Raw genomic sequence first — 17,511 nt, forward strand, 5'->3', positions numbered from 1 at the left:
GGGAGCTCCAGCACGTGCACGTCGCCGTCTACCTACCGCTGCTCTTCCCGTTCCTGGCCGCTCTGGTCGCCCGCCCCGTCGGCGAGCGCCTGCCACCCCGCCGGGCCACCTGGCTGCTGACCGCCGGCGCCCTGGTGCTCGCCACCGCCAGCACCGCGGCCCTGGGCATGCTCGCCGTCACCGGACTGATCCGGTTCCCGCTGCTCGCCCGGCTCCCCCACCACCACTGGTCGGCGCTCGCCGCCCAGCACCACGACCCCGCCCCGTTCTCCACCGCCCTGCTCGCCGGCACCCTGGCCGCCGCCGTGACCGTGCTCGCCGGCCGGATGCTCTGGCGGCGCGCCCGCACCCTGGCCCAGGCGGCGACCGATGCCGCTTGCCTGCCCGGCCGCGACCAGCTGGTCGTCCTCGACGACCCCACCGCCGAGGCCTATGCGATCCCCGGCCGCCCCGGCCGGATCGTGATCTCCACCGGCATGCTGGCGGCCCTCGACCCGGCCGAACACCAGATCCTGCTGGCCCACGAGCGCGCCCACCTGACCCACCGCCACCACCTCTTCGTGGCCTGCGCCCAACTGGCGGCCGCCGCCAACCCGTTGCTGCGCCCGCTGGCCCACACCGTCGGCTACACCGTCGAACGCTGGGCCGACGAGACCGCGGGGGCGGCGGTCGGCGACCGCGCCCGCGTCGCCCGCGCCATCGGCAAGGCCGCCCTCGCCACCCGCCGCACCGCCGATGCTCCTGGCCGCCGCCCCGCCGCCGCCCTGGGCATCATGGGCCGCCTGCGCCCCGCCCCGCTCCCGGGCCCCGTCCCCCGCCGCGTCACCGCCCTGCTCGCCCCGGCGCCGCGCCGCCATACCTGGTCGGCGCTGGCACTTGGGGCATTGGCGGTGGCCGCGGCACTCTGCGCGCTGGAGGCCGGGCTCGACCTGGACGCCCTGCTCGACTTCGTCAAACGAGCGGCCCCGGCGGCGGCACCCACTGACCCACCGCTGCCGCCAAACGCCAACTCCCGCCACGGCCACCGGAGCTCAGGTCCTACGCCCCCTGCAGCCGCGCGCCGCCGTCCACGATCAGGCTGATCCCCGTCGTGTAGGTGTTCTCCACCAGGAACGCGATCGCGTGCGCCACCTCCGCCGGCGTGCCGATCCGCTTCAGCGGCAGCGCGGCGGCGGAGGCGTCGAGGACGGCGGCGCGGGCGTCACCCGGCAGCCAGTCCCACCAGTCCGTGTCGATGCCGCCCGGGGAGACGGCGTTGACCCGGCGCGGGGCGAGTTCGGCGGCCAGCGCCCGGGCCGCTGCCTCGACTCCCGCGTTGACGGCGGCGATGGCGGCCGTACCGGGCATGCCGACGTGGGCGGTGATGGCGCCGACCAGGGTGATCGAGCCGTCGGCGCGCAGGGTGGGCAGGGCGGCCTGCACGGCGAGCAGGTGGGCGGCCAGCTTGCCGTCGGTCAGGGCGGCCAGCTGGTCGCGCCGCAGGTCGGCGATCGGCCCGACGCCGCCGTGCGGGGCGACGGTGACCACCAGGTGGTCGAACTCGCCGAGGGCGGCGAAGAATTCGGCGAGGTCAGCGGCCGACGAGGCGTCGACCGGGCGGCCCTCGGCGGCGCCGCCCAGCCGCTCCAGCGCCGTGGCCAGGCGCTGCTCGTCGCGGCCTGCGATCACCACGCGGTGACCGTCCTTCACGAAGTGCTCGGCTGCGGCCAGGCCGATGCCCGCAGTGCCGCCGATGATCACGATGCGTTCCGACACGAGTGTCACTCCCCCAGATGTTCCACTGCTCTTTCGAGTCACTGTGCCTCATTTATATTTCGAGGCACCCTGTCTTGTAAAGTGGAGGGCATGACGGACGGATCGCGCGGTCGCCCGCGCAGCAACGAAGCCCGGCAGGCGATCCTGACGGCGGCCCTGGCACTGGCAGAGCGGGACGGATACACGGCGGTCACCATGAAGGGCATCGCCGAGGCGGCCGGCGTGGGCCGGGCCACCGTCTACCGCTGGTGGCCCACCCGGGCGGCGGTGCTGATGGAGGCGCTCAACGAGCTCAGCGCCCGGGTGGCCACCCCCGCGCCGGCCGGCGGCCCCGAGGCCGACCTGCTGACCTTCCTCACCGCGACCTTCGCCATGGCCGAGCACGGCCCCAGCCGCACCGTCCTGCTCGGCCTCACCGCCGACGCCCAGCACGACCCCGGGATCGCCGCCGCCGTCGCCGAGTTGACCGCCCGTCGGCGAGCGCTGCTGCGCGGCCTGCTGGAGCGGCTCGACGGGGAGTGGAACGTGCCCCTGGAGCTGGTGGTCGACATGGTCTTCGGCGCCATGTGGTACCGCATGATCGACCTGCACGACCGGGTGGACGCCACCACGGCCGCCGAACTCTGCCGCGCGGTGGAGAAGTTGATGAGGCGCCAAGCCTAGGAGGACGACGGGCGCGCGGCCCGGACCAGCACCCCGACCAGCACCGACGCCGCCGCCATCAGCCCCGCCACGCACCACATGCCCGCTTCGGCCGCGCCCGCGTACCCGTCGGCCGAGACCCGGGGGCCGAGCACCGCGAAGAAGACGGCACCGACACCGGCCACGCCGATCGCGCCCGAGAACTGCTGGGTCGTGGTGAGCACACCGGAGGCGGCGCCGATCCGCTGCGGGGCGACGGTGGCCAGGACGGCACCCATCAGCGCGGGCAGCGCCAGCCCGTTGCCCAGGCCGGTGAGCGCCAGTGGCAGCGCCAGAGCCGGCGGCGGGACCGCACCGCCCGACAACTGCAGCAGCACGGCGACGACCGCCGCGGCAACGGTGCTGATCAGCGTGCCGGCCACCAGCACCCGATGGCCGTAGCGGGCCGTCAGTCGGCGGCCGAGGAGCGAGGCGGCCATGGTGGCCAGCCCCAGCGGCAGGAACTCCAGACCGGCGGCACGGGAGTCCAGTCCGAGGCCGGACTGCAGCAGCAGGGTGACGGTGAACATCTGGCTGCCGATGGCGGCCAGCATGCAGGCGTTGACCAGCAGGCCGACGGTGAACGACCGCCCGCGGAACAGCGCCAGGTCGAGCAGCGGCTCGCGGCCGGCCCGGGTCAGGCGGCGCTCCCAGGCGATGGTGGCGACCAGCACCGGGAGGGCGGCGGCCAGGCTCAACCAGGTCCACAGCGGCCAGCCCTGCTGGCGGCCGAGCACCAGTGGGACCAGGGCCAGCCCCAGCGCCCCGGAGAGGCCGAGCACGCCGAGCGGATCCAGGCGGGGGCGGGCGGTTGGACGACTGCGCGGCAGCAGGCAGGCGGCGAGCGGCACGGCGACCGCGCCGACCGGCAGGTTGACCAGGAAGATCACCCGCCAGCCGAGGCCCAGCGGGTCGGCCTGGAGCAGCAGTCCGCCGAGCACCTGCCCGGCGATCCCGCCGACCCCGAGGGCCACCCCGAACCAGGAGATGGCCCGCGGCCGCTCCTGGGCCGGGAAGAGCGCGGTGATCAGCGCCAGCACCTGCGGAGCCATCGCGGCGGCCGCCAGGCCCTGGAGCAGTCGGGCGCCGACCAGTTGGCCCGGGGATCCGGCCACCCCGCAGAGCAGCGAGGCCGCGGTGAAGGCGGTGATGCCGAGCAGGAACATCCGGCGGTGGCCGAACAGGTCACCGAGCTTGCCGCCGGTGATCAGGCCGGCGGCGTAGCTGAAGCCGTAGCCGCCGACCACCAGCTCCAGGGCCGCCTGCCCGGCGTGCAGGTCGTGGGCCAGCGCGGGGGCGGCGACGTTGACCACCATGTAGTCGAACGAGGCCATGAAGGTGGCCAGCAGGATCACCGGGAGGGTGAGCCAGCGGCGGGCGGGCGGAGCGGCGGTCGCGGCCGGCGCGGTCGGCGCGGTCGGCCGTGCGGTGGTGGTGTGAGCCATCGTCAGGTCCTCCTCCAGTAGCGGGTGGCATGAGCCTCGCTCTGAGCAGGGGGTGAGCGCCTGGGGAGAATGCCTTAGACGGCTCTTCAGATTTCAAGATCATCAGGCTGGTGGCCCGGTTAGGATGCCACGCATGACCAGCCGTACGGGGGCGCCGGGCCTCCTCGCCCGCGACGTCGAGCTGTCCGCGCTCGCCGAGGCGCACCGGGAGGCGGCCGGCGGGGAGCCGGTCACCGTGCTGGTCGGCGGCGACGCCGGAATCGGCAAGACCCGGCTGGTCACCGAGTTCACCGCCGCGCTCCCGGACCTGGTGCTGACCGGCGGCTGCCTGGCCCTGGGGGCGGACGGGCTGCCGTACGCACCGTTCACCACCGTGCTGCGCCGCCTGGTGCGGGAGCACGGTCGCGACTGGCCGGCCGAGGCGCTGCCGGGGGCGGGCCGTACGCGCTGGCGCACTGGCTGCCGGAGTTGGGCACGCCGGGCGACGGCCGGGCCCGGCTGTTCGGCGAGGTGCTCGCCCTGCTGGAGGCGGCCGCGGCGGAGCGCGGCCTGGTGCTGGTGCTGGAGGACCTGCACTGGGCCGACCCGGCCAGCGGCGAACTGCTGCTCTTCCTGCTCCGCAACCTCAGCGCGCCCGGCATCCTGCTGCTGGTCACCCACCGCACCACCGACCTCGACGACGGCCACCCCACCCGTGTCCTGCTCACCGCGCTGGCCCGGCTGCCCCGGGTGCGCCGGGTGGACCCGGGGCCGCTCGGGCGCGCCGACCTCGCCGCGCTGGCGGGGAATCCGCTGAGCGAGCACGAGTTGACGGAGCTGGAGCACCGCAGCGGCGGCAACCCGCTGTTCGCGGCGGCGCTGCTCGAGTCGCCCGGTGCCCGCACCCCGGCCCCGCTGCGCGAGCTGCTGCTCACCGGGGTGCGGGAGTTGGCGGCGCCGACCCGGTCCTGCCTGCGGGCCGCGGCGGTGCTGGGCGAGCCGGTCGGGTCCGGACTGCTGGAGCGGATCACCGGGCTGGCCGAGGCGGAGCTGGAGGAGGCGCTGCGGCCGGCCGTGGCGCGCGGGCTGCTGCTGGTGGACGAGGACGGGTACGCGTTCCGCCATGCGCTGCTGCGCGCGGCGGTGGCCGAGGAACTGCTGCCGGGTGAGCGGCGCCGGCTGCACACGGCCTGTGCCCGCGCCCTGGCGGCCGACCCCACGCTGGTCCCGCCGGGCCAAGCGGCGCCCGCGCTGGCGCTGCACTGGCATGCGGCGGGTGACCGGGCGGCGGCCCACGCGGCGGCCTGGACGGCCGCCCGCGCGGCTCGGGCAGGGTATGCGTACGAGGAGGAACTGCGGCTGCTGGAGCGGATGCTGGCCTACCTGGCGGAGGACCCGGGCCTGGACGCGGGCATCGACCCCGCCGACATCCTGCGCACCGCCACCCGGGCCGCCCTGGACGCCCGCGCCCCGCGCGCGGTCTGGAGCTGGCCGACGCCGCCCTGGCCGCCACCCCCGACCCCACCGAGCGGGCGCTGCTCCTGGAGCTCCGCAGCCTGCTGAAGCACCGTCAGGGCCAGGAGGGCCTGGACGATCTGCGCGAAGCCCTGGCCCTCCTCCCCTGCGGCCCGATCGCCGTCCGCGGCCGCCTGCTCGCCACATTGGCCAGCCGGCTGGCGGTGCTGTCGCAGCACGCCGAAGCGGCGAGCGCGGCCGCCGAGGCGCTGCGGCTGGGCGAGGTCTGCCAGGCGCCCCAGACGGAGGCACTGGCGCTGATCACGCTGGCCGCCGAGCGCTCCCGGGCCGGGGACCACGCGGGCGCGCTGGCCGACTGCGCCGAGGCGGACCAGCTGGCGGCATCGGTGGGCGAGGATGACACGGTGGTGCTCGCCGCCGTGATGCGGGTGCTGGCGCTCAAGACGGCGGGCGACTACCCGGCGGCGGTACGGGCTGCCGAGCGCGGCCTGGCCGCGGCCGCCCGGCTCGGCCTGGCCGGCAACCGGGGTGCGGTGCTGGCCTCGATGCTGGCGGACGCGCTCTTCGCGCTCGGCCGCTGGGCCACGGCCCGGACAGTGCTGGCCCGGGCGCTGGAGGAGCAGCCGCCACCGCTCTACCGTGCGGTGCTGCTGTCCACCCGCGGCCTGCTGGACCTCGCCGAGGGCTCGATCGGCGACGCCACGGCCGCCGCCCGCTCTGCGGCCGAGCTGTTCGACCCCGGCTATCCGGGCCGGGAGTTCCGGCTACCGGCAAGGGAGTTGGCGATCCGGGCCGCGCTGGCCGACAACGCCCACGGCCTCGCGGACCGCCTGCTCGGCGAGTTGCTGACCGACCCCGCACTGCCGGATCACCCCACGCAGGCATGGCCACTGCTGCTGGCGGGCCTCCAGGTGGCCGAACTGGGCACCGCCCTCGGAGCCCGACGGCCGGACCCGGCTCCGGGCACCGACCCCCGGACCCGGCAACTCCAGGCCCTGGCAGCCGCGCTGGCCACCCCTGGTCCCGTCCAGGCCGCCCAACAGGCCACCGCGGCTGCCTGGTTCACCGGCGACTGGCCCCCGGTCGTGGGCGCCTGGCGGGCACTCGCCCACCCGTACCCGCTCGCCCAGGCCCTGCTGGCCGCCGCAACCGCCGCCCTCGCCGCCGGCGACCGCCCCACCGCCAGGGAGTCGCTCGGGGAGGCGGCCGGCCTCGCCGAGCGGCTGGGTGCCCGCCCGCTGGCCGAGCGGATCGCCGAACTGACGGCGCGCGAGCGGCTCACCGGCTCCGCCACCGACCGACTCGGGCTGACACCACGCGAGTTGGAGGTACTGCGCCTGGTGGCGGCCGGCCGTAGCAATCGCGAGATCGGCGAACAGCTGTTCATCTCGGCCAAAACGGCCGGGGTGCACGTCTCCAACCTGCTGCCCAAGCTGGGCGCCGCCTCCCGTACCGAGGCGGCAGCGCTGGCCTACCGGCTCGGGCTGTTCAACGAGCACGACCAGCGCACTCGACCTGACGTCATGCGAAGACCTTCGTGACGAAGTCCGCGAGGTTGGCGCGCATCCGATCGAGCTGTTCCTCGACGGTCAGCGACTCCTGGATCCGACTGCCGGTGCCCTCCGGGGTCTTGAGGCCGCGGATGTAGAGCGAGCAGGCCAGGTCGGTGCACATGTAGGCGCCGACCGAGTTGCCCTCGCGCCCGGCCGCGCCGGCCTTGCGGGCGGTGAGCAGCGAAACGCCGCTACCGCTGTGCACGGTGAGGCAGAGGCTGCAGATGTTGCTGCGGAGGAAGCCGCGCTGCTGGGCCGAGTAGCGCAGCGCCAGGCCGATGAGCTGCCCGTCCTCGCGCTCCAGCACCAGGTAGCTGCGCTCGGGCGCGCCCGGATCCCGCCAGCCGAGGAAGTCCAGCTCGTCCCACGGGAGTTCGGCGAGATTGCGCGGCAGATTGATCCGCTTGGCCTCGCCCTTGGAGCAGTTGACGAAGGAGGCGCGGAGGTCCGGTTCGGTGACTGGCTTCATGGTTGGCGACTCTAGATTGCCTAGGAGCACTAGGCAAAGCAATAAAAACCATAGGTAGGTACGCTGGCCTTCATGACCGACGCACCCGTATCAGTCGTCACCGGGGCCAACCGCGGCATCGGGTTGGAGACGTGCCGTCAGCTCGCCGCCCTCGGCCACCGGGTGGTGCTGACCGCCCGGGATCCGGCCAAGGCCCAGGCGGCGGCCCGCCGGATCGGTCCCGCGGTCCACCCCGTCCGACTGGATGTCACCGACGCCGCCGACGCCGCCGCGCTCGCCGCCGAACTGCGCGACCGCTACGGCCGGGTAGACGTCCTGGTGAACAACGCGGCCATCCACTACGACACCTGGCAGCGGGTCAGCACCGCCGACCTGGCGGTGGTGCGCGAGGCCGCCGACACCAATGTGTTCGGGCCCTGGCAGCTGGTGCAGGCGCTGCTGCCGCTGCTGCGCGAGTCGCGGCACGGCCGGATCGTCAACGTCTCCAGCGGCGCGGGCGCGATCGCCGACCTCGGCGCGGGCACCCCGGCGTACTCGATCACCAAGCTGGCGCTCAACGGCCTCACCAAGATGCTGGCCCGCGACCTCGCCCATGACCGGATCCTGGTCAACGCGGTCTGCCCCGGCTGGGTGGCCACCGACATGGGCGGTGGCGGCGGCCGCCCGGTGGCGGACGGCGCGGCGGGCGTGGTGTGGGCCGCCACGCTGCCGGACGGCGGGCCGACCGGCGGGTTCTTCCGGGACAAGCACGCGATCCCCTGGTAGTCAGCACACCGCGTGGAGCAGCACCCCTGGTTCGGCGGCGGGCCCGCCCTCGGCGAGCCGCCGCAGCAGCCCACCGCCAGCCGTCCTATCCGTCCCGCCCGTCCCGTCGGCCAGTGCCGCCAGGGCCCGCAGGCCGTCCAGGCGGACGAACCCGGTGCGCGCGGTCTCGGACACCCGGGGGCTCGCCCCGGCCCTCCCGGCGCCGCCGTGCCGCAGCGACAGCGGCCCGCCCGCGGTGTCGAGCAGCAGCAGCGGGCCGCCCAGCAGCAGGTACTCCAGTGAGGCGCCGTGCAGCCGGGCGGCCAGCACCGCGGCGGCCGGGGCCGCCGGGTCGGCCAGGTCGCACCGGCCGCCGTGCAGTGCCGCGGTCTCCGCGATCGCATCGGCCAGGCATTCGGCGATCGAACGGTCACAGCGGTCGGTCAGCCGGGCCAGCAGGTGCACCCCCAGCCGGCGGACGAACCAGGGTGTGCCGTGCCGGCAACCGGGCTTGCCCGCCGCGCCGCCGGCCTTCGGGGCGACGCCGTCCAACAGCACCAGCGCCTCGGGCGTGGCCGCGGCGAAGGCCAGGTCGGGGAAGGCCGCCCGCGCGGCCAGCTGTACCTGCATGACGCCCAGTGTGCGGCGGTGGGGCCGCACTTGGGCAGGGAGTGGACGGGATTCCCCCGGACGGATGTCGAGCCCGCCGACGGCGGGTTGGTTGGCGTCCGATCAGAATTTCACCTAGCGTCCTATACCAGACATTTCGCCAAGAGACGGGCGCGGATCATGTGGTGGCAGGCTCTCCTGGTCGCGTTGGCCGCAGCCGGATTCCCGACGCTGGTGCTGCTGTTCTTCATCGGCGGGCCCAACTACCGTGACAAGCGCGCCAGCGACAAGGCCGGGGCCGGGGCCGGGCAAAACTGACGGCACGTCGGCCGTTCCTCATGGCACAGTGACCCGAGTACGACCATGGCCAGACCCGTCCAGGAGGTTCACATGAACAGCACCGAGCCGAGCGCTGCGGAGCACGAGGAGGGCTCCCCGGCGCCCGAGGCCGCCCCGGACAGCGTGACCGACGCGGACGACACGGCCGACACCACCGATGTGAAGGCCAAGTTCCTGGCCGCCCTGCAGCAGAAGAAGGGCAGCCGGGGCGACGGTGCCGGCGGCGGCCCGGGCGGCAACTCCAAGATCCACTCCACCCACGGCGCCGCCGGCGGCAAGCGCACCTTCCGCCGCAAGAGCGGCGGCTGACCGCACCGTCGGACCACCCTGCTGCCCGCGGCCGTCGTCACGCCGCGGGCAGCAGGCCGTCGTCACACCGCGGGCAGCAGGCTTTCGTCCGCCGCCTCCGAACGGAGCAGCAGCAGCACCGAGCGCCGGGCCCGCTGGTACGGCCGGTCGTCGCCGTGCAGCAGCGAGAGCCCGTTGGCCAGCTCCAGATAGGCGATCAACTCGAAGGCCAGCTGCTCCAGATCGGCATCCGGCCGCAACTGGCCGACCTCCTGGGCCGCCGCCAGGTACTCCAGCACCAGCCCGTACCAGCTGCGGCCGGCCTCGGCCAGCGCGTCCCGCACCCGACCGGGCTGGGCGTCGAACTCCGCGCCCACCGCGTAGAAGAAGCAGCCGCCCGGGAAGACCCGGGTGCGCGAGTACTCCAGCCAGCGCTCGGCCAGCACCCAGAGCTTGCCGACCCCGGCCGGCAGCGCCTGCACCGGCTCCAGCACCGCGTCCCAGTAAATCCGCTGGGCCGCCCGCACGGTCGCCAGCTGCAGCTCCTCCTTGGAGCCGAACAGCGCGAACACCCCGCTCTTGCTGAGCTCCAGCTCAGTGGCCAGCCGCCCCAGCGACAGCCCGCCGAGCCCCTCCACCGAGGCGATCGCGACCGCGCGGCCCAGCACCAACCGCCTGGTCTCGTTGCCCTTCTGCACCCGCCCGTCCGTCGTGGCACCCGTCACTGCCCACCACCGTCTCCCTGTGACCGCCCTGCACAACCGACTGCACTGCCAACGCAATTTCGCCCACGGCTACTCCGCGCACTGCTTTTCCGTCAGCGTAAAGGCTGATACGGATGGTCCGGCACCACGACGACCCACCGGTAACCCCACACCCTCAAGGGAGCCCCCGCATGCCCGGACCCGACCCGATCGACCTGCTGGCCGTGGGCGAACTGCTCACCGAGGAGGAGCGGCTGATCCAGGCCACGGTCCGCCGGTTCGCCGACGACCGGATCCGCCCGCACATCGCCGACTGGTTCGAGCAGGGAGTCTTCCCCGCCCGCGAGTTGGCGCCCGAACTGGGCCGGCTCGGGCTGCTCGGCATGCACCTGGAGGGGTACGGCTGCGCGGGCGCCGGCGCGGTCGCCTACGGCGCGGCCTGCCTGGAACTGGAGGCCGCCGACTCGGGGCTGCGCAGCTTCGTCTCGGTGCAGGGCTCGCTGGCGATGCGGGCGATCCACGCGTTCGGCTCCGAGGAGCAGAAGCTGCGGTGGCTGCCCGAGATGGCGGCCGGCCGGGCGATCGGCTGCTTCGGCCTGACCGAGCCGGACTTCGGCTCCGACCCGGCCGGGATGCGCACCACCGCCCGCCGCAAGGGGCGTGGGGGCACCTCCCGCCCGGAGGGTGGGGGCGACTGGGTGCTGTCCGGCAGCAAGATGTGGATCACCAACGGCAGCGTCTCGGACGTCGCGGTGGTCTGGGCGCAGACCGAGCAGGGCGTGCGCGGCTTCCTGGTGCCGCGCGGCACCAAGGGCTTCACCGCCACCGATGTGCACGGCAAGCTCTCGCTGCGCGCCTCGGTCACCAGCGAGCTGCACTTCGACGAGGTGCAGCTGCCGGGCGATGCGGTGCTGCCCGGGGTCAGCGGGCTGCGCGGGCCGCTCTCCTGCCTCAACGAGGCGCGCTACGGGATCCTCTGGGGCACGGTCGGCGCGGCCCGGGACTGCTACCAGGCGGCGCTGGAGTACGCGAAGAGCCGGGTGCAGTTCGGCCGCCCGATCGCGGGCTTCCAGCTCACCCAGGAGAAGCTGGTCGAGATGGCGCTGGAGTTGGAGAAGGCCCACCTGGTGGCCTGGCGGGTCGGCCGGCTCAAGGAGGCCGGGCAGTCGAGGGCCGCGCACATCAGCTTCGGCAAGCTGAACAACGTGCGGACCGCCCTGGAGATCGCCCGCAGCGCCCGCACCGTGCTGGGCGCCAACGGGATCACCACCGCCTACCCGGTGCTGCGGCACGCCAACAACCTGGAGTCGGTGCTGACCTACGAGGGCACCAGCGAGATCCACACCCTGGTGCTCGGCGAGGCCATCACCGGCACCGCCGCCTACCGCTGACCCCGGTCGGGGCCGCGACTACCTGCTGCCTGGACGGCTACCCGCTCTTCAGATAGGTCGACCGGTCGTGCTCATCCGCCAGGAAGGGCACGGACTGGAACCAGATCACGCCGCACGACCGGCAGCAGCGCTCCCCGGTCCTGCCCCACTCGGTGGACTCCATCGTGGCGGAGTCCTCGGCCAGGTCCCGCCCGCACAGGCCCACGAGCTTCTCGTTCTGGACCAGGTGCCACTGCTTCACCGGGCCGGATCGGCCCTGATCGCCGTATTCGGCGCGCATCCGATACAACATACGTACACATTGCTCCCACTTTGCCCGGAACGCCAGGCAGAGCCGCCGACCCAGGTCAGGACGCCACCCGCAGCAGCGGGTCGGCGGCGCGGGTGAGGACCTTGTCGAAGCTGACGATGGCGCCGCGCTGGGGGTGGGTGTGCAGGCGGACGTGGTCGGTGAGGGCGCGGATCAGGAAGAGGCCGCGGCCGCCTTCGGCGGTGAGGTCGGGGAGCTGGTCGAGGTCAGGCAGGCGCAGCGGGGTGGGGAGCGGGCGGTGCGCGGGGAGGACGTGGGTGTCGTAGGCGGTCGGGCGGGCGCGGTGGGCCAAGGGCGCGGCGAGGGCCGGCAGCGAGGCCCGGCCGCGGCGGCGGCGCGCGGTGCCGTGCCGGGCGGGTGCGCGCCGCACCGGCGGACGGTGCGGGGGCCGCGGCAGGCCGGGGCCGGAGTCGACCACCTCGATCCGCAGCAGCTCGCCGTCCAGTGCCGCGGTGACCTGGAAGCCGTCCTCGCCTCCCGCGTGCTCGACCGCGTTGGCGCAGGCCTCGGTGAGGGCGAGCGCGAGGTCCTGGGCGATCCCCCGGTCGACCCCGGCGTTGTCCAGGGTGCTGAGCAGGATCCGCCGGGCCAGCGGGATGCTGGCCGGTTCGCGCCGTAGGTGCAGAGTCCACCAGATGTCCACGACCGGTCCGTTCTGGCTGGGGCTCCACATGGAAGTAGGTATTGCCTGGTGCCGGGGTGGCGAACCGTGGGTCGCCACGGTGTCCGCCCGTTCGGCCGACGGGCTGCGGCGGCACCACGCGGACGGCGGCGCGCGGGCGGGCGGCGCACGCGGGGCCATTGGGGGGGTGTCCCAGGTCGCGGGCGTCCGGCGCCACCGGCGTACCCGGGCCGGGGCCGCCGTGTGAGCCGATGAGATGATGGCCCGGCCATGAGCAGCCACCGCCCCGCCCCGCGTCCGGGCGCCGAAGAGCCGGTCCGCCGGCCGTTCGGCCTGCCCGCGTCCGCCGGTGGCGCCGGCTGGGGGCTGCGGCTGCTCCGCGCGGTGCCGTTCGCCCTGGTCTGCACGCTGCTCGCGGCGCTGGGGCACCAGCTGGCCCAGGGCTGCCCGGTGGCCACCGGCGCCCTGGCGGTCGGCTTCGTCGCCGTGCTGCTGCCGGCGGCCGCGCTCGGCGGCCGGGAGCGTTCGCTGCCCGGGATCGCCGCCGCGCTGGGCCTCGGCCAGCTCGGCCTGCACCTGCTCTTCCACACCGCCGCGCAGGCCGCCATGGACCAGTCGACCCTGGCCCAGGTGGCGGGCCGGCTGGTCTGCAACGACATGCCGGGCATGGCCCACGTGCTGCCGCCCGGCACCAGCGCCGCCGCCCTGGTGGGCGCGGCCGGCCTGGACCCGCACGCCTACCAGGCGCCGGTGGCCGACGGCCCGTGGTGGCTGTTCGGCCTGACCCCGGCGATGCTGGCCGGCCACCTGCTGGCCGCCGTGCTGGTCGGCTGGTGGCTGCGGTGCGGCGAGGCCGGGCTGTGGCGGGTCCTCGGGTCGACCGGCCGGGCGGTTCGCGAGCTGCGGCAGTGGACGGCACCGCTGTATCGGGCGCTGGCGCTGCTCGCCGCGCTGCTGCGCGGGCTGCTGAACGAGGTCTGCCGGCCGCGCCCGGTGCGCGCCCGGCGGGAGCACAGCCGACTGCCCGCGGCGGCCCTGCTGCGGCACAGCGTGATCCGGCGCGGTCCGCCGGCGGCGGCCTGGGCGCGCTGAGCCATCCCCTCCCGTGGGAGTGCCGGCGCGCCGAGCGACGGTCATTCCCACGTTCCGGGGCACCCTTGTGCCCCGCCCCAGATGGAGACGCCACAGATGCGTTCGCTTCCCGCCCGCCGCCCTGCCGCCGCGCTGCTGCTCGCGACGGGCACCGTGCTGGCCACCGCCGTTCCCGCCTTCGCGCACGTCACCGTGCAGCCGGGCACCGCCACCCAGGGCGGCTACACCGCCGTCGCCTTCCGGGTGCCGGACGAGAGCGACACCGCCAACACGGTCAAGCTGGAGGTCACCCTGCCGAGCGACCACCCGATCGCCTCGGTCTCCACCCAGCCACTGCCCGGCTGGACCGTGCAGGTGGACAAGGCCCAGCTGGCCAACCCGATCAAGACCGACGACGGCAGCATCACCAGCGCGGTCTCCAAGATCACCTGGACGGCCGACAGCACCGGCAAGATCGGCCCCGGCCAGTTCCAGGAGTTCAAGGTCTCGCTCGGCCCGCTGCCCGCCGACACCGACCAGCTGGTCTTCAAGGCGCTGCAGACCAAGGACGACGGCACCGTGGTCCGCTGGATCGACGAGGCCAAGCAGGGCCAGCCGGAGCCGGCCCACCCGGCGCCGGTGCTCCAGCTCACCGCCAAGTCCGCCGCGAGCGCGGCCGCCTCACCGGCCGCCGACAGCACCAAGGTGACCGCCTCGCAGGACGCGAAGGGCGCCGCATCGGACGGCACCGCCCGCACCCTGGGCGTGGTCGGCATCGTGGTGGGCGTCATCGGCGCGGCCCTCGGCGTGTTCGGTCTGCGCCGCAAGAACGGCAGCGCCGCCTCCTGACTCCCGCCCCGCCGGGGCCGCCGACCGTGCGGCCCCGGCGGGCTCCCCCTCCCGTAGCTCCCGAGCTGAGAATCGGACCCACCGCCATGCATCTGCCGACCACCCGCGGCCGCCTCGCCGGCGCCGCCGCCCTGGCCCTCGCCGCCGCCCTCTCGCTGACCGCCTGCGGCTCCGGCTCCCACGCCGCCGCCGGGCCGGCCGTCGTCTCCCAGCAGGCGAACAACTCGCCGTACCAGGGCACCGTGCTGAGCAAGCACTTCGACAAGCCGGACCTGACCCTGAGCGACACCGGCGGCCAGCCGTTCGACCTGCGCCAGCGCACCGCCGGCCGCACCACGCTGCTCTTCTTCGGCTACACCAGCTGCCCCGACGTCTGCCCGACCACCATGGGCGACATCGGCGTGGCGATGCAGAAGCTGCCCGCCGACCAGCAGAAGAAGATCGACGTGGTCTTCGTCTCCACCGACCCGCAGCGCGACAACCCCAAGGTGCTGCGCACCTGGCTGGACTCGTTCGACAAGGACTTCATCGGCATGACCGGCGACCTGGACAAGGTGAAGGCGGCCGCCAAGTCGCTGGGCATCCTGGTCGAGGACCCGGTGGTCAACAAGGACGGCAGCGTCACCTCCTCGCACGGCGCCCAGGTGCTGGCCTTCCTGCCGTCCGACGACAAGGCGCACGTGCTCTACCTGAGCAACACCGACACCGCGACCTTCGCCCACGACCTGCCGCTGCTGGCCAAGGGGGTGGCCGCCTGATGGCCGCCAGGTTCAACCGGCTGGCACTGACCGGCGCCGGGCTGGCCGCCGTCCTCACCGCTGGTGCGATCGCCGTGGCCAACGGCGGCAGCTCGGCCGCCACCCCGGCCGGTGTGAAGATCAGCGTCGCCGACTCGTACATCCCGTTGCCGGCCGGCGGCGACGGCATGGCGGCCGGCTACCTGACGGTCCGCAACACCGGATCGGCCGCCGACACCCTGGTCCGGGTGAGCAGCCCCGGCGCCGGCTCGATAACCATGCACCGGTCCACCGACAGCACCATGCAGGAGGTGGACAGCCTGCCGGTGCCGGCCCACGGCAGCCTGGAGCTGGCCCGCGGCGGCACCCACCTGATGATCATGGGGTGGCAGAAGCCGCCCGCCGTCGGCGACCAGCTGGAAGTCGACCTCACCTTCGCGAAGGGCGGCACCATCACCGTCCAGGTACCGGTCAAACCGCTCACCTACCGTCCCGGGAGCTGACCCACCCATGCGCAAAGTCCTCGCCTGGCTCACCACCGCGGGCACCCTGCTGGTCCTGCTGCTCGGCACCGCCGGCCCCGCGGCCGCGCACGCCGCGCTGCTGAAGACCGACCCCGCGCAGAACTCGGTGGTCGCCACCGAGCCGGCCGCCGTCACCCTGACCTTCAGCGAGGGGGTGACGCTCTCCGGCGACTCGCTGCGGGTGCTCGACCCGTCCGGCAAGCAGGTCGACAGCGGCAACCCCGGGCACGCGGACGGCAAGGGCGACACCGCCGGCGTCGGGCTGCGCGCCGGGCTGGCCGACGGCACCTACACGGTGGCCTGGCGGGCGATCTCGGAGGACACCCACCCGGTCGGCGGGGCGTTCACCTTCTCCATCGGCGCGCCCTCCGACACCAGCGTCAACCCGGCGGCGGTGCAGGGCGAGAACGCCGACGGCACGGTGGCCGCGCTCTACGCGATCGGGCGGGGCGTCGCCTACGGCGCGTTCGCGCTGCTGGTCGGGGCGGCGGCCTTCGTGCTGATCTGCTGGCCGCGCGGGGCGGCCAGCCGGCCGATGCAGCGGCTGCTGATGTCCGGCTGGGTCGCGCTGCTGGCCGCCACCGTGGCGGTGCTGCTGCTGCGCGGCCCGTACGAGCGGGGCACCGGCCTGAGCCAGGTGCTGGACCTGTCGCTGGTGCGCGGCACGCTGAACGAGCGGCTCGGCACGGCGCTGGCGGCCCGGCTGCTGCTGCTCGCGGCCGGCGGGGTGTTCCTCTCGCTGCTGGTGGGGCAGTTGGGGAGCACGCCGATCGAGGGCGAGGAAGACCCCGCGGACGAGGCGCTGCTCGACGGCGAGCCGGACGAGGCCGTCGACGAGGAGGAGGCCGAGCTGCGCGCGCTGGAGCAGCGGGCGGCGCTGCGCCCGCAGCGCGAGGCGCGGTTGGCGCTCGGGATCGGCGGGCTGCTGCTGGCGCTGGCGCTGGCGGCCACCTGGGCGGCGGCCGACCATGCGGCGGTCGGCATCCAGGTGTGGCTGGCGCTGCCGTTCGACCTGCTGCACCTGATCGCGATGGCCTGCTGGCTGGGCGGGCTGGTGGCGCTGCTGGTCGGGCTGCGGCACGGCGCGGGGGCGGCGGCGGCCGAGCGGTTCTCCAAACTGGCGATGGGCTCGGTCGCGGTGCTGGCGGCCACCGGCGTCTACCAGGCCTGGCGGGGCGTCGGCTCGTGGGGCGCGCTGACCTCGACCAGGTACGGGCAGCTGCTGCTGGTCAAGGTCGGCCTGGTGCTGCTGATGCTGGGCACCGCCTGGTTCTCCCGCCGCTGGACCGGCCGGCTGCGCGAGGCCCCGGCGGTGGCGGCGACCGGGGACGCTGCTTCGCAGGCCGAGCCCGAGGCCGACCCCGACGTTGCTCTGGACCCCGAGCGCCGCACCCAACTGGCCCGCCAGCAGGCGGTGTTGACCGCCGCCAAGGTCCGCAGGGCGCAGGACGGCTCCCCGGTGCAGGCCGGGCTGCGGCGCTCGGTGCTGATCGAGGCGGCGGTCGCGGCGGCCGTGCTGGTGGTGACCACCATGCTGACCAACTCCCCGCCCGGCCGCGTCGCCGCCACCGCCGCCGCACCGGCCGCCGCCACCGCCCGGCGCCGGGCCAGGCCCGCACCGTGCAGCTCAAACTGCCCTATGACACCGGCGGCAAGGAGCCCGGCGCCAAGGGCACCGCGACCCTCACCGTCAACCCGGCGACCACCGGCGGCAACCAGCTGACCCTGGTGGTGGCGGCCGCCGACGGCAAGCCGGTGGACGTGCCCGAGACCCAGCTCTCGTTCACCCTGCCGGACCGCGACCTCGGCCCGCTGCCGGTCAAGCTCACCAAGAGCGGCACCGGCGCCTGGAGCGGCACCGCCCAACTCCCGCTGGCCGGCGACTGGGTGGCCGCCGTGGTGGTGCGCTCCTCGGACATCGACCAGGACACCGAGACCAAGCAGCTCACGATCGGTTAGGAGCAC

The 17,511-nt window shown here is 74.7% G+C and carries 21 protein-coding genes and 1 pseudogene; 15 read left to right on the forward strand and 7 right to left on the reverse strand.

Annotated elements, in window-relative coordinates:
* The first annotated feature begins 14 nt into the window (after positions 1 to 14).
* Positions 15 to 1,082: a M56 family metallopeptidase gene (locus tag E6W39_RS20130; RefSeq protein ID WP_141634704.1), complete on the forward strand. Its 1,068-nt coding sequence runs from the start codon at positions 15 to 17 to the stop codon at positions 1,080 to 1,082.
* Here E6W39_RS20130 and E6W39_RS20135 read toward each other — a convergent pair.
* Complete coding sequence (locus E6W39_RS20135; RefSeq protein WP_141634705.1) at positions 1,039 to 1,755, reverse strand: SDR family oxidoreductase; 717 nt, start codon at positions 1,753 to 1,755, stop codon at positions 1,039 to 1,041. The genes E6W39_RS20130 and E6W39_RS20135 overlap by 44 nt on opposite strands.
* A gap of 90 nt (positions 1,756 to 1,845) precedes the next feature.
* Between E6W39_RS20135 and E6W39_RS20140 the strand changes: the two genes are divergently transcribed.
* Positions 1,846 to 2,418 (forward strand): TetR/AcrR family transcriptional regulator, encoded by a 573-nt coding sequence (locus tag E6W39_RS20140; RefSeq protein WP_141634706.1) that lies wholly within the window; start codon positions 1,846 to 1,848, stop codon positions 2,416 to 2,418.
* On the opposite strand, the gene E6W39_RS20145 is transcribed toward E6W39_RS20140, so the two are convergent.
* Complete coding sequence (locus E6W39_RS20145; protein ID WP_141634707.1) at positions 2,415 to 3,881, reverse strand: MFS transporter; 1,467 nt, start codon at positions 3,879 to 3,881, stop codon at positions 2,415 to 2,417. The two genes, E6W39_RS20140 and E6W39_RS20145, sit on opposite strands and share 4 nt — an antisense overlap.
* A gap of 133 nt (positions 3,882 to 4,014) precedes the next feature.
* Between E6W39_RS20145 and E6W39_RS44230 the strand changes: the two are divergent.
* The 3 genes and pseudogenes from E6W39_RS44230 to E6W39_RS43585 all read left to right on the forward strand — a co-directional run.
* Positions 4,015 to 4,326 (forward strand): annotated as a pseudogene (locus tag E6W39_RS44230) (ATP-binding protein); the annotation flags it as partial.
* A 23-nt stretch (positions 4,327 to 4,349) separates the two neighbouring features.
* Positions 4,350 to 5,423, forward strand: a complete 1,074-nt coding sequence (locus tag E6W39_RS41770; protein WP_267286702.1) for an AAA family ATPase — start codon at positions 4,350 to 4,352, stop codon at positions 5,421 to 5,423.
* Between the two features lie 98 nt (positions 5,424 to 5,521).
* Positions 5,522 to 6,877, forward strand: a complete 1,356-nt coding sequence (locus E6W39_RS43585; RefSeq protein ID WP_141634710.1) for a helix-turn-helix transcriptional regulator — start codon at positions 5,522 to 5,524, stop codon at positions 6,875 to 6,877.
* On the opposite strand, the gene E6W39_RS20165 is transcribed toward E6W39_RS43585, so the two are convergent.
* Positions 6,858 to 7,358, reverse strand: a complete 501-nt coding sequence (locus E6W39_RS20165) for an FBP domain-containing protein (protein ID WP_141634711.1) — start codon at positions 7,356 to 7,358, stop codon at positions 6,858 to 6,860. The two genes, E6W39_RS43585 and E6W39_RS20165, sit on opposite strands and share 20 nt — an antisense overlap.
* Positions 7,359 to 7,430: 72 nt before the next feature.
* On the opposite strand from E6W39_RS20165, the gene E6W39_RS20170 reads away from it, so the two are divergent.
* Positions 7,431 to 8,123, forward strand: coding sequence for an SDR family oxidoreductase (locus tag E6W39_RS20170; RefSeq protein WP_141634712.1), 693 nt, complete (start codon positions 7,431 to 7,433; stop codon positions 8,121 to 8,123).
* On the opposite strand, the gene E6W39_RS20175 is transcribed toward E6W39_RS20170, so the two are convergent.
* Positions 8,124 to 8,732 carry a hypothetical protein gene (locus E6W39_RS20175; protein ID WP_141634713.1) on the reverse strand — a complete coding sequence of 203 codons (609 nt, stop codon included), beginning with the start codon at positions 8,730 to 8,732 and terminating at the stop codon, positions 8,124 to 8,126.
* A 159-nt stretch (positions 8,733 to 8,891) separates the two neighbouring features.
* On the opposite strand from E6W39_RS20175, the gene E6W39_RS39525 reads away from it, so the two are divergent.
* A complete protein-coding gene (locus tag E6W39_RS39525; RefSeq protein ID WP_181799362.1) occupies positions 8,892 to 9,029 on the forward strand; it encodes a hypothetical protein in 138 nt (45 codons plus the stop codon).
* 72 nt (positions 9,030 to 9,101) lie between these two features.
* Positions 9,102 to 9,359, forward strand: coding sequence for a DUF5302 domain-containing protein (locus tag E6W39_RS20180; RefSeq protein ID WP_141634714.1), 258 nt, complete (start codon positions 9,102 to 9,104; stop codon positions 9,357 to 9,359).
* Positions 9,360 to 9,421: 62 nt separating this feature from the next.
* Here the strand turns inward: E6W39_RS20180 and E6W39_RS20185 are convergent, their stop codons facing one another.
* Complete coding sequence (locus E6W39_RS20185) at positions 9,422 to 10,063, reverse strand: TetR/AcrR family transcriptional regulator (protein WP_141634715.1); 642 nt, start codon at positions 10,061 to 10,063, stop codon at positions 9,422 to 9,424.
* Between the two features lie 170 nt (positions 10,064 to 10,233).
* Between E6W39_RS20185 and E6W39_RS20190 the strand changes: the two genes are divergently transcribed.
* Positions 10,234 to 11,433: an acyl-CoA dehydrogenase family protein gene (locus E6W39_RS20190; protein ID WP_141634716.1), complete on the forward strand. Its 1,200-nt coding sequence runs from the start codon at positions 10,234 to 10,236 to the stop codon at positions 11,431 to 11,433.
* Positions 11,434 to 11,470: 37 nt separating this feature from the next.
* On the opposite strand, the gene E6W39_RS20195 is transcribed toward E6W39_RS20190, so the two are convergent.
* Together E6W39_RS20195 and E6W39_RS20200 are read right to left on the reverse strand one after the other, a co-directional pair.
* Positions 11,471 to 11,713 carry a hypothetical protein gene (locus tag E6W39_RS20195; protein WP_141634717.1) on the reverse strand — a complete coding sequence of 81 codons (243 nt, stop codon included), beginning with the start codon at positions 11,711 to 11,713 and terminating at the stop codon, positions 11,471 to 11,473.
* A gap of 67 nt (positions 11,714 to 11,780) precedes the next feature.
* Complete coding sequence (locus E6W39_RS20200) at positions 11,781 to 12,416, reverse strand: ATP-binding protein (RefSeq protein ID WP_323809062.1); 636 nt, start codon at positions 12,414 to 12,416, stop codon at positions 11,781 to 11,783.
* 219 nt (positions 12,417 to 12,635) lie between these two features.
* Here E6W39_RS20200 and E6W39_RS20205 point away from each other — a divergent pair, with 219 nt between their 5' ends.
* The 6 genes from E6W39_RS20205 (at position 12,636) to E6W39_RS41780 (ending at position 17,505) form a co-directional block, all read left to right on the forward strand.
* Complete coding sequence (locus E6W39_RS20205) at positions 12,636 to 13,457, forward strand: hypothetical protein (protein WP_141634718.1); 822 nt, start codon at positions 12,636 to 12,638, stop codon at positions 13,455 to 13,457.
* Positions 13,458 to 13,553: 96 nt separating this feature from the next.
* Positions 13,554 to 14,285 (forward strand): YcnI family copper-binding membrane protein, encoded by a 732-nt coding sequence (locus tag E6W39_RS20210; RefSeq protein WP_181799363.1) that lies wholly within the window; start codon positions 13,554 to 13,556, stop codon positions 14,283 to 14,285.
* Between the two features lie 86 nt (positions 14,286 to 14,371).
* The gene (locus E6W39_RS20215) at positions 14,372 to 15,043 is read left to right on the forward strand and encodes an SCO family protein (protein ID WP_141634719.1); all 672 of its coding nucleotides are present in this window, start codon (positions 14,372 to 14,374) and stop codon (positions 15,041 to 15,043) included.
* Positions 15,043 to 15,525 (forward strand): copper chaperone PCu(A)C, encoded by a 483-nt coding sequence (locus E6W39_RS20220; protein WP_141634720.1) that lies wholly within the window; start codon positions 15,043 to 15,045, stop codon positions 15,523 to 15,525. Before E6W39_RS20215 ends, E6W39_RS20220 begins: the two co-directional genes overlap by 1 nt.
* A 7-nt stretch (positions 15,526 to 15,532) precedes the next feature.
* Entirely contained in the window at positions 15,533 to 17,269 is a 1,737-nt protein-coding gene (locus tag E6W39_RS20225; RefSeq protein ID WP_228718238.1) for a copper resistance CopC/CopD family protein, read from the forward strand.
* Complete coding sequence (locus E6W39_RS41780; protein ID WP_228718239.1) at positions 17,167 to 17,505, forward strand: FixH family protein; 339 nt, start codon at positions 17,167 to 17,169, stop codon at positions 17,503 to 17,505. The genes E6W39_RS20225 and E6W39_RS41780 overlap by 103 nt, the downstream gene beginning before the upstream one ends.
* The last annotated feature ends 6 nt before the right edge of the window (positions 17,506 to 17,511 follow it).

It is taken from the genome of Kitasatospora acidiphila (assembly GCF_006636205.1).
In the GTDB taxonomy this organism is placed as follows: domain Bacteria; phylum Actinomycetota; class Actinomycetes; order Streptomycetales; family Streptomycetaceae; genus Kitasatospora; species Kitasatospora acidiphila.

Excerpts from the sequence above, each read along its gene's own strand:
- E6W39_RS20140 (WP_141634706.1), top strand. The coding sequence starts at position 1,846 with ATGACGGACGGATCGCGCGGTCGCCCGCGCAGCAACGAAGCCCGGCAG.
- E6W39_RS20145 (WP_141634707.1), bottom strand. The coding sequence starts at position 3,881 with ATGGCTCACACCACCACCGCACGGCCGACCGCGCCGACCGCGCCGGCC.
- E6W39_RS20165 (WP_141634711.1), bottom strand. The coding sequence starts at position 7,358 with ATGAAGCCAGTCACCGAACCGGACCTCCGCGCCTCCTTCGTCAACTGC.
- E6W39_RS20170 (WP_141634712.1), top strand. The coding sequence starts at position 7,431 with ATGACCGACGCACCCGTATCAGTCGTCACCGGGGCCAACCGCGGCATC.
- E6W39_RS20175 (WP_141634713.1), bottom strand. The coding sequence starts at position 8,732 with ATGCAGGTACAGCTGGCCGCGCGGGCGGCCTTCCCCGACCTGGCCTTC.
- E6W39_RS39525 (WP_181799362.1), top strand. The coding sequence starts at position 8,892 with ATGTGGTGGCAGGCTCTCCTGGTCGCGTTGGCCGCAGCCGGATTCCCG.
- E6W39_RS20180 (WP_141634714.1), top strand. The coding sequence starts at position 9,102 with ATGAACAGCACCGAGCCGAGCGCTGCGGAGCACGAGGAGGGCTCCCCG.
- E6W39_RS20190 (WP_141634716.1), top strand. The coding sequence starts at position 10,234 with ATGCCCGGACCCGACCCGATCGACCTGCTGGCCGTGGGCGAACTGCTC.
- E6W39_RS20195 (WP_141634717.1), bottom strand. The coding sequence starts at position 11,713 with ATGCGCGCCGAATACGGCGATCAGGGCCGATCCGGCCCGGTGAAGCAG.
- E6W39_RS20200 (WP_323809062.1), bottom strand. The coding sequence starts at position 12,416 with ATGTGGAGCCCCAGCCAGAACGGACCGGTCGTGGACATCTGGTGGACT.
- E6W39_RS20205 (WP_141634718.1), top strand. The coding sequence starts at position 12,636 with ATGAGCAGCCACCGCCCCGCCCCGCGTCCGGGCGCCGAAGAGCCGGTC.
- E6W39_RS20210 (WP_181799363.1), top strand. The coding sequence starts at position 13,554 with ATGCGTTCGCTTCCCGCCCGCCGCCCTGCCGCCGCGCTGCTGCTCGCG.
- E6W39_RS20215 (WP_141634719.1), top strand. The coding sequence starts at position 14,372 with ATGCATCTGCCGACCACCCGCGGCCGCCTCGCCGGCGCCGCCGCCCTG.
- E6W39_RS20220 (WP_141634720.1), top strand. The coding sequence starts at position 15,043 with ATGGCCGCCAGGTTCAACCGGCTGGCACTGACCGGCGCCGGGCTGGCC.
- E6W39_RS20225 (WP_228718238.1), top strand. The coding sequence starts at position 15,533 with ATGCGCAAAGTCCTCGCCTGGCTCACCACCGCGGGCACCCTGCTGGTC.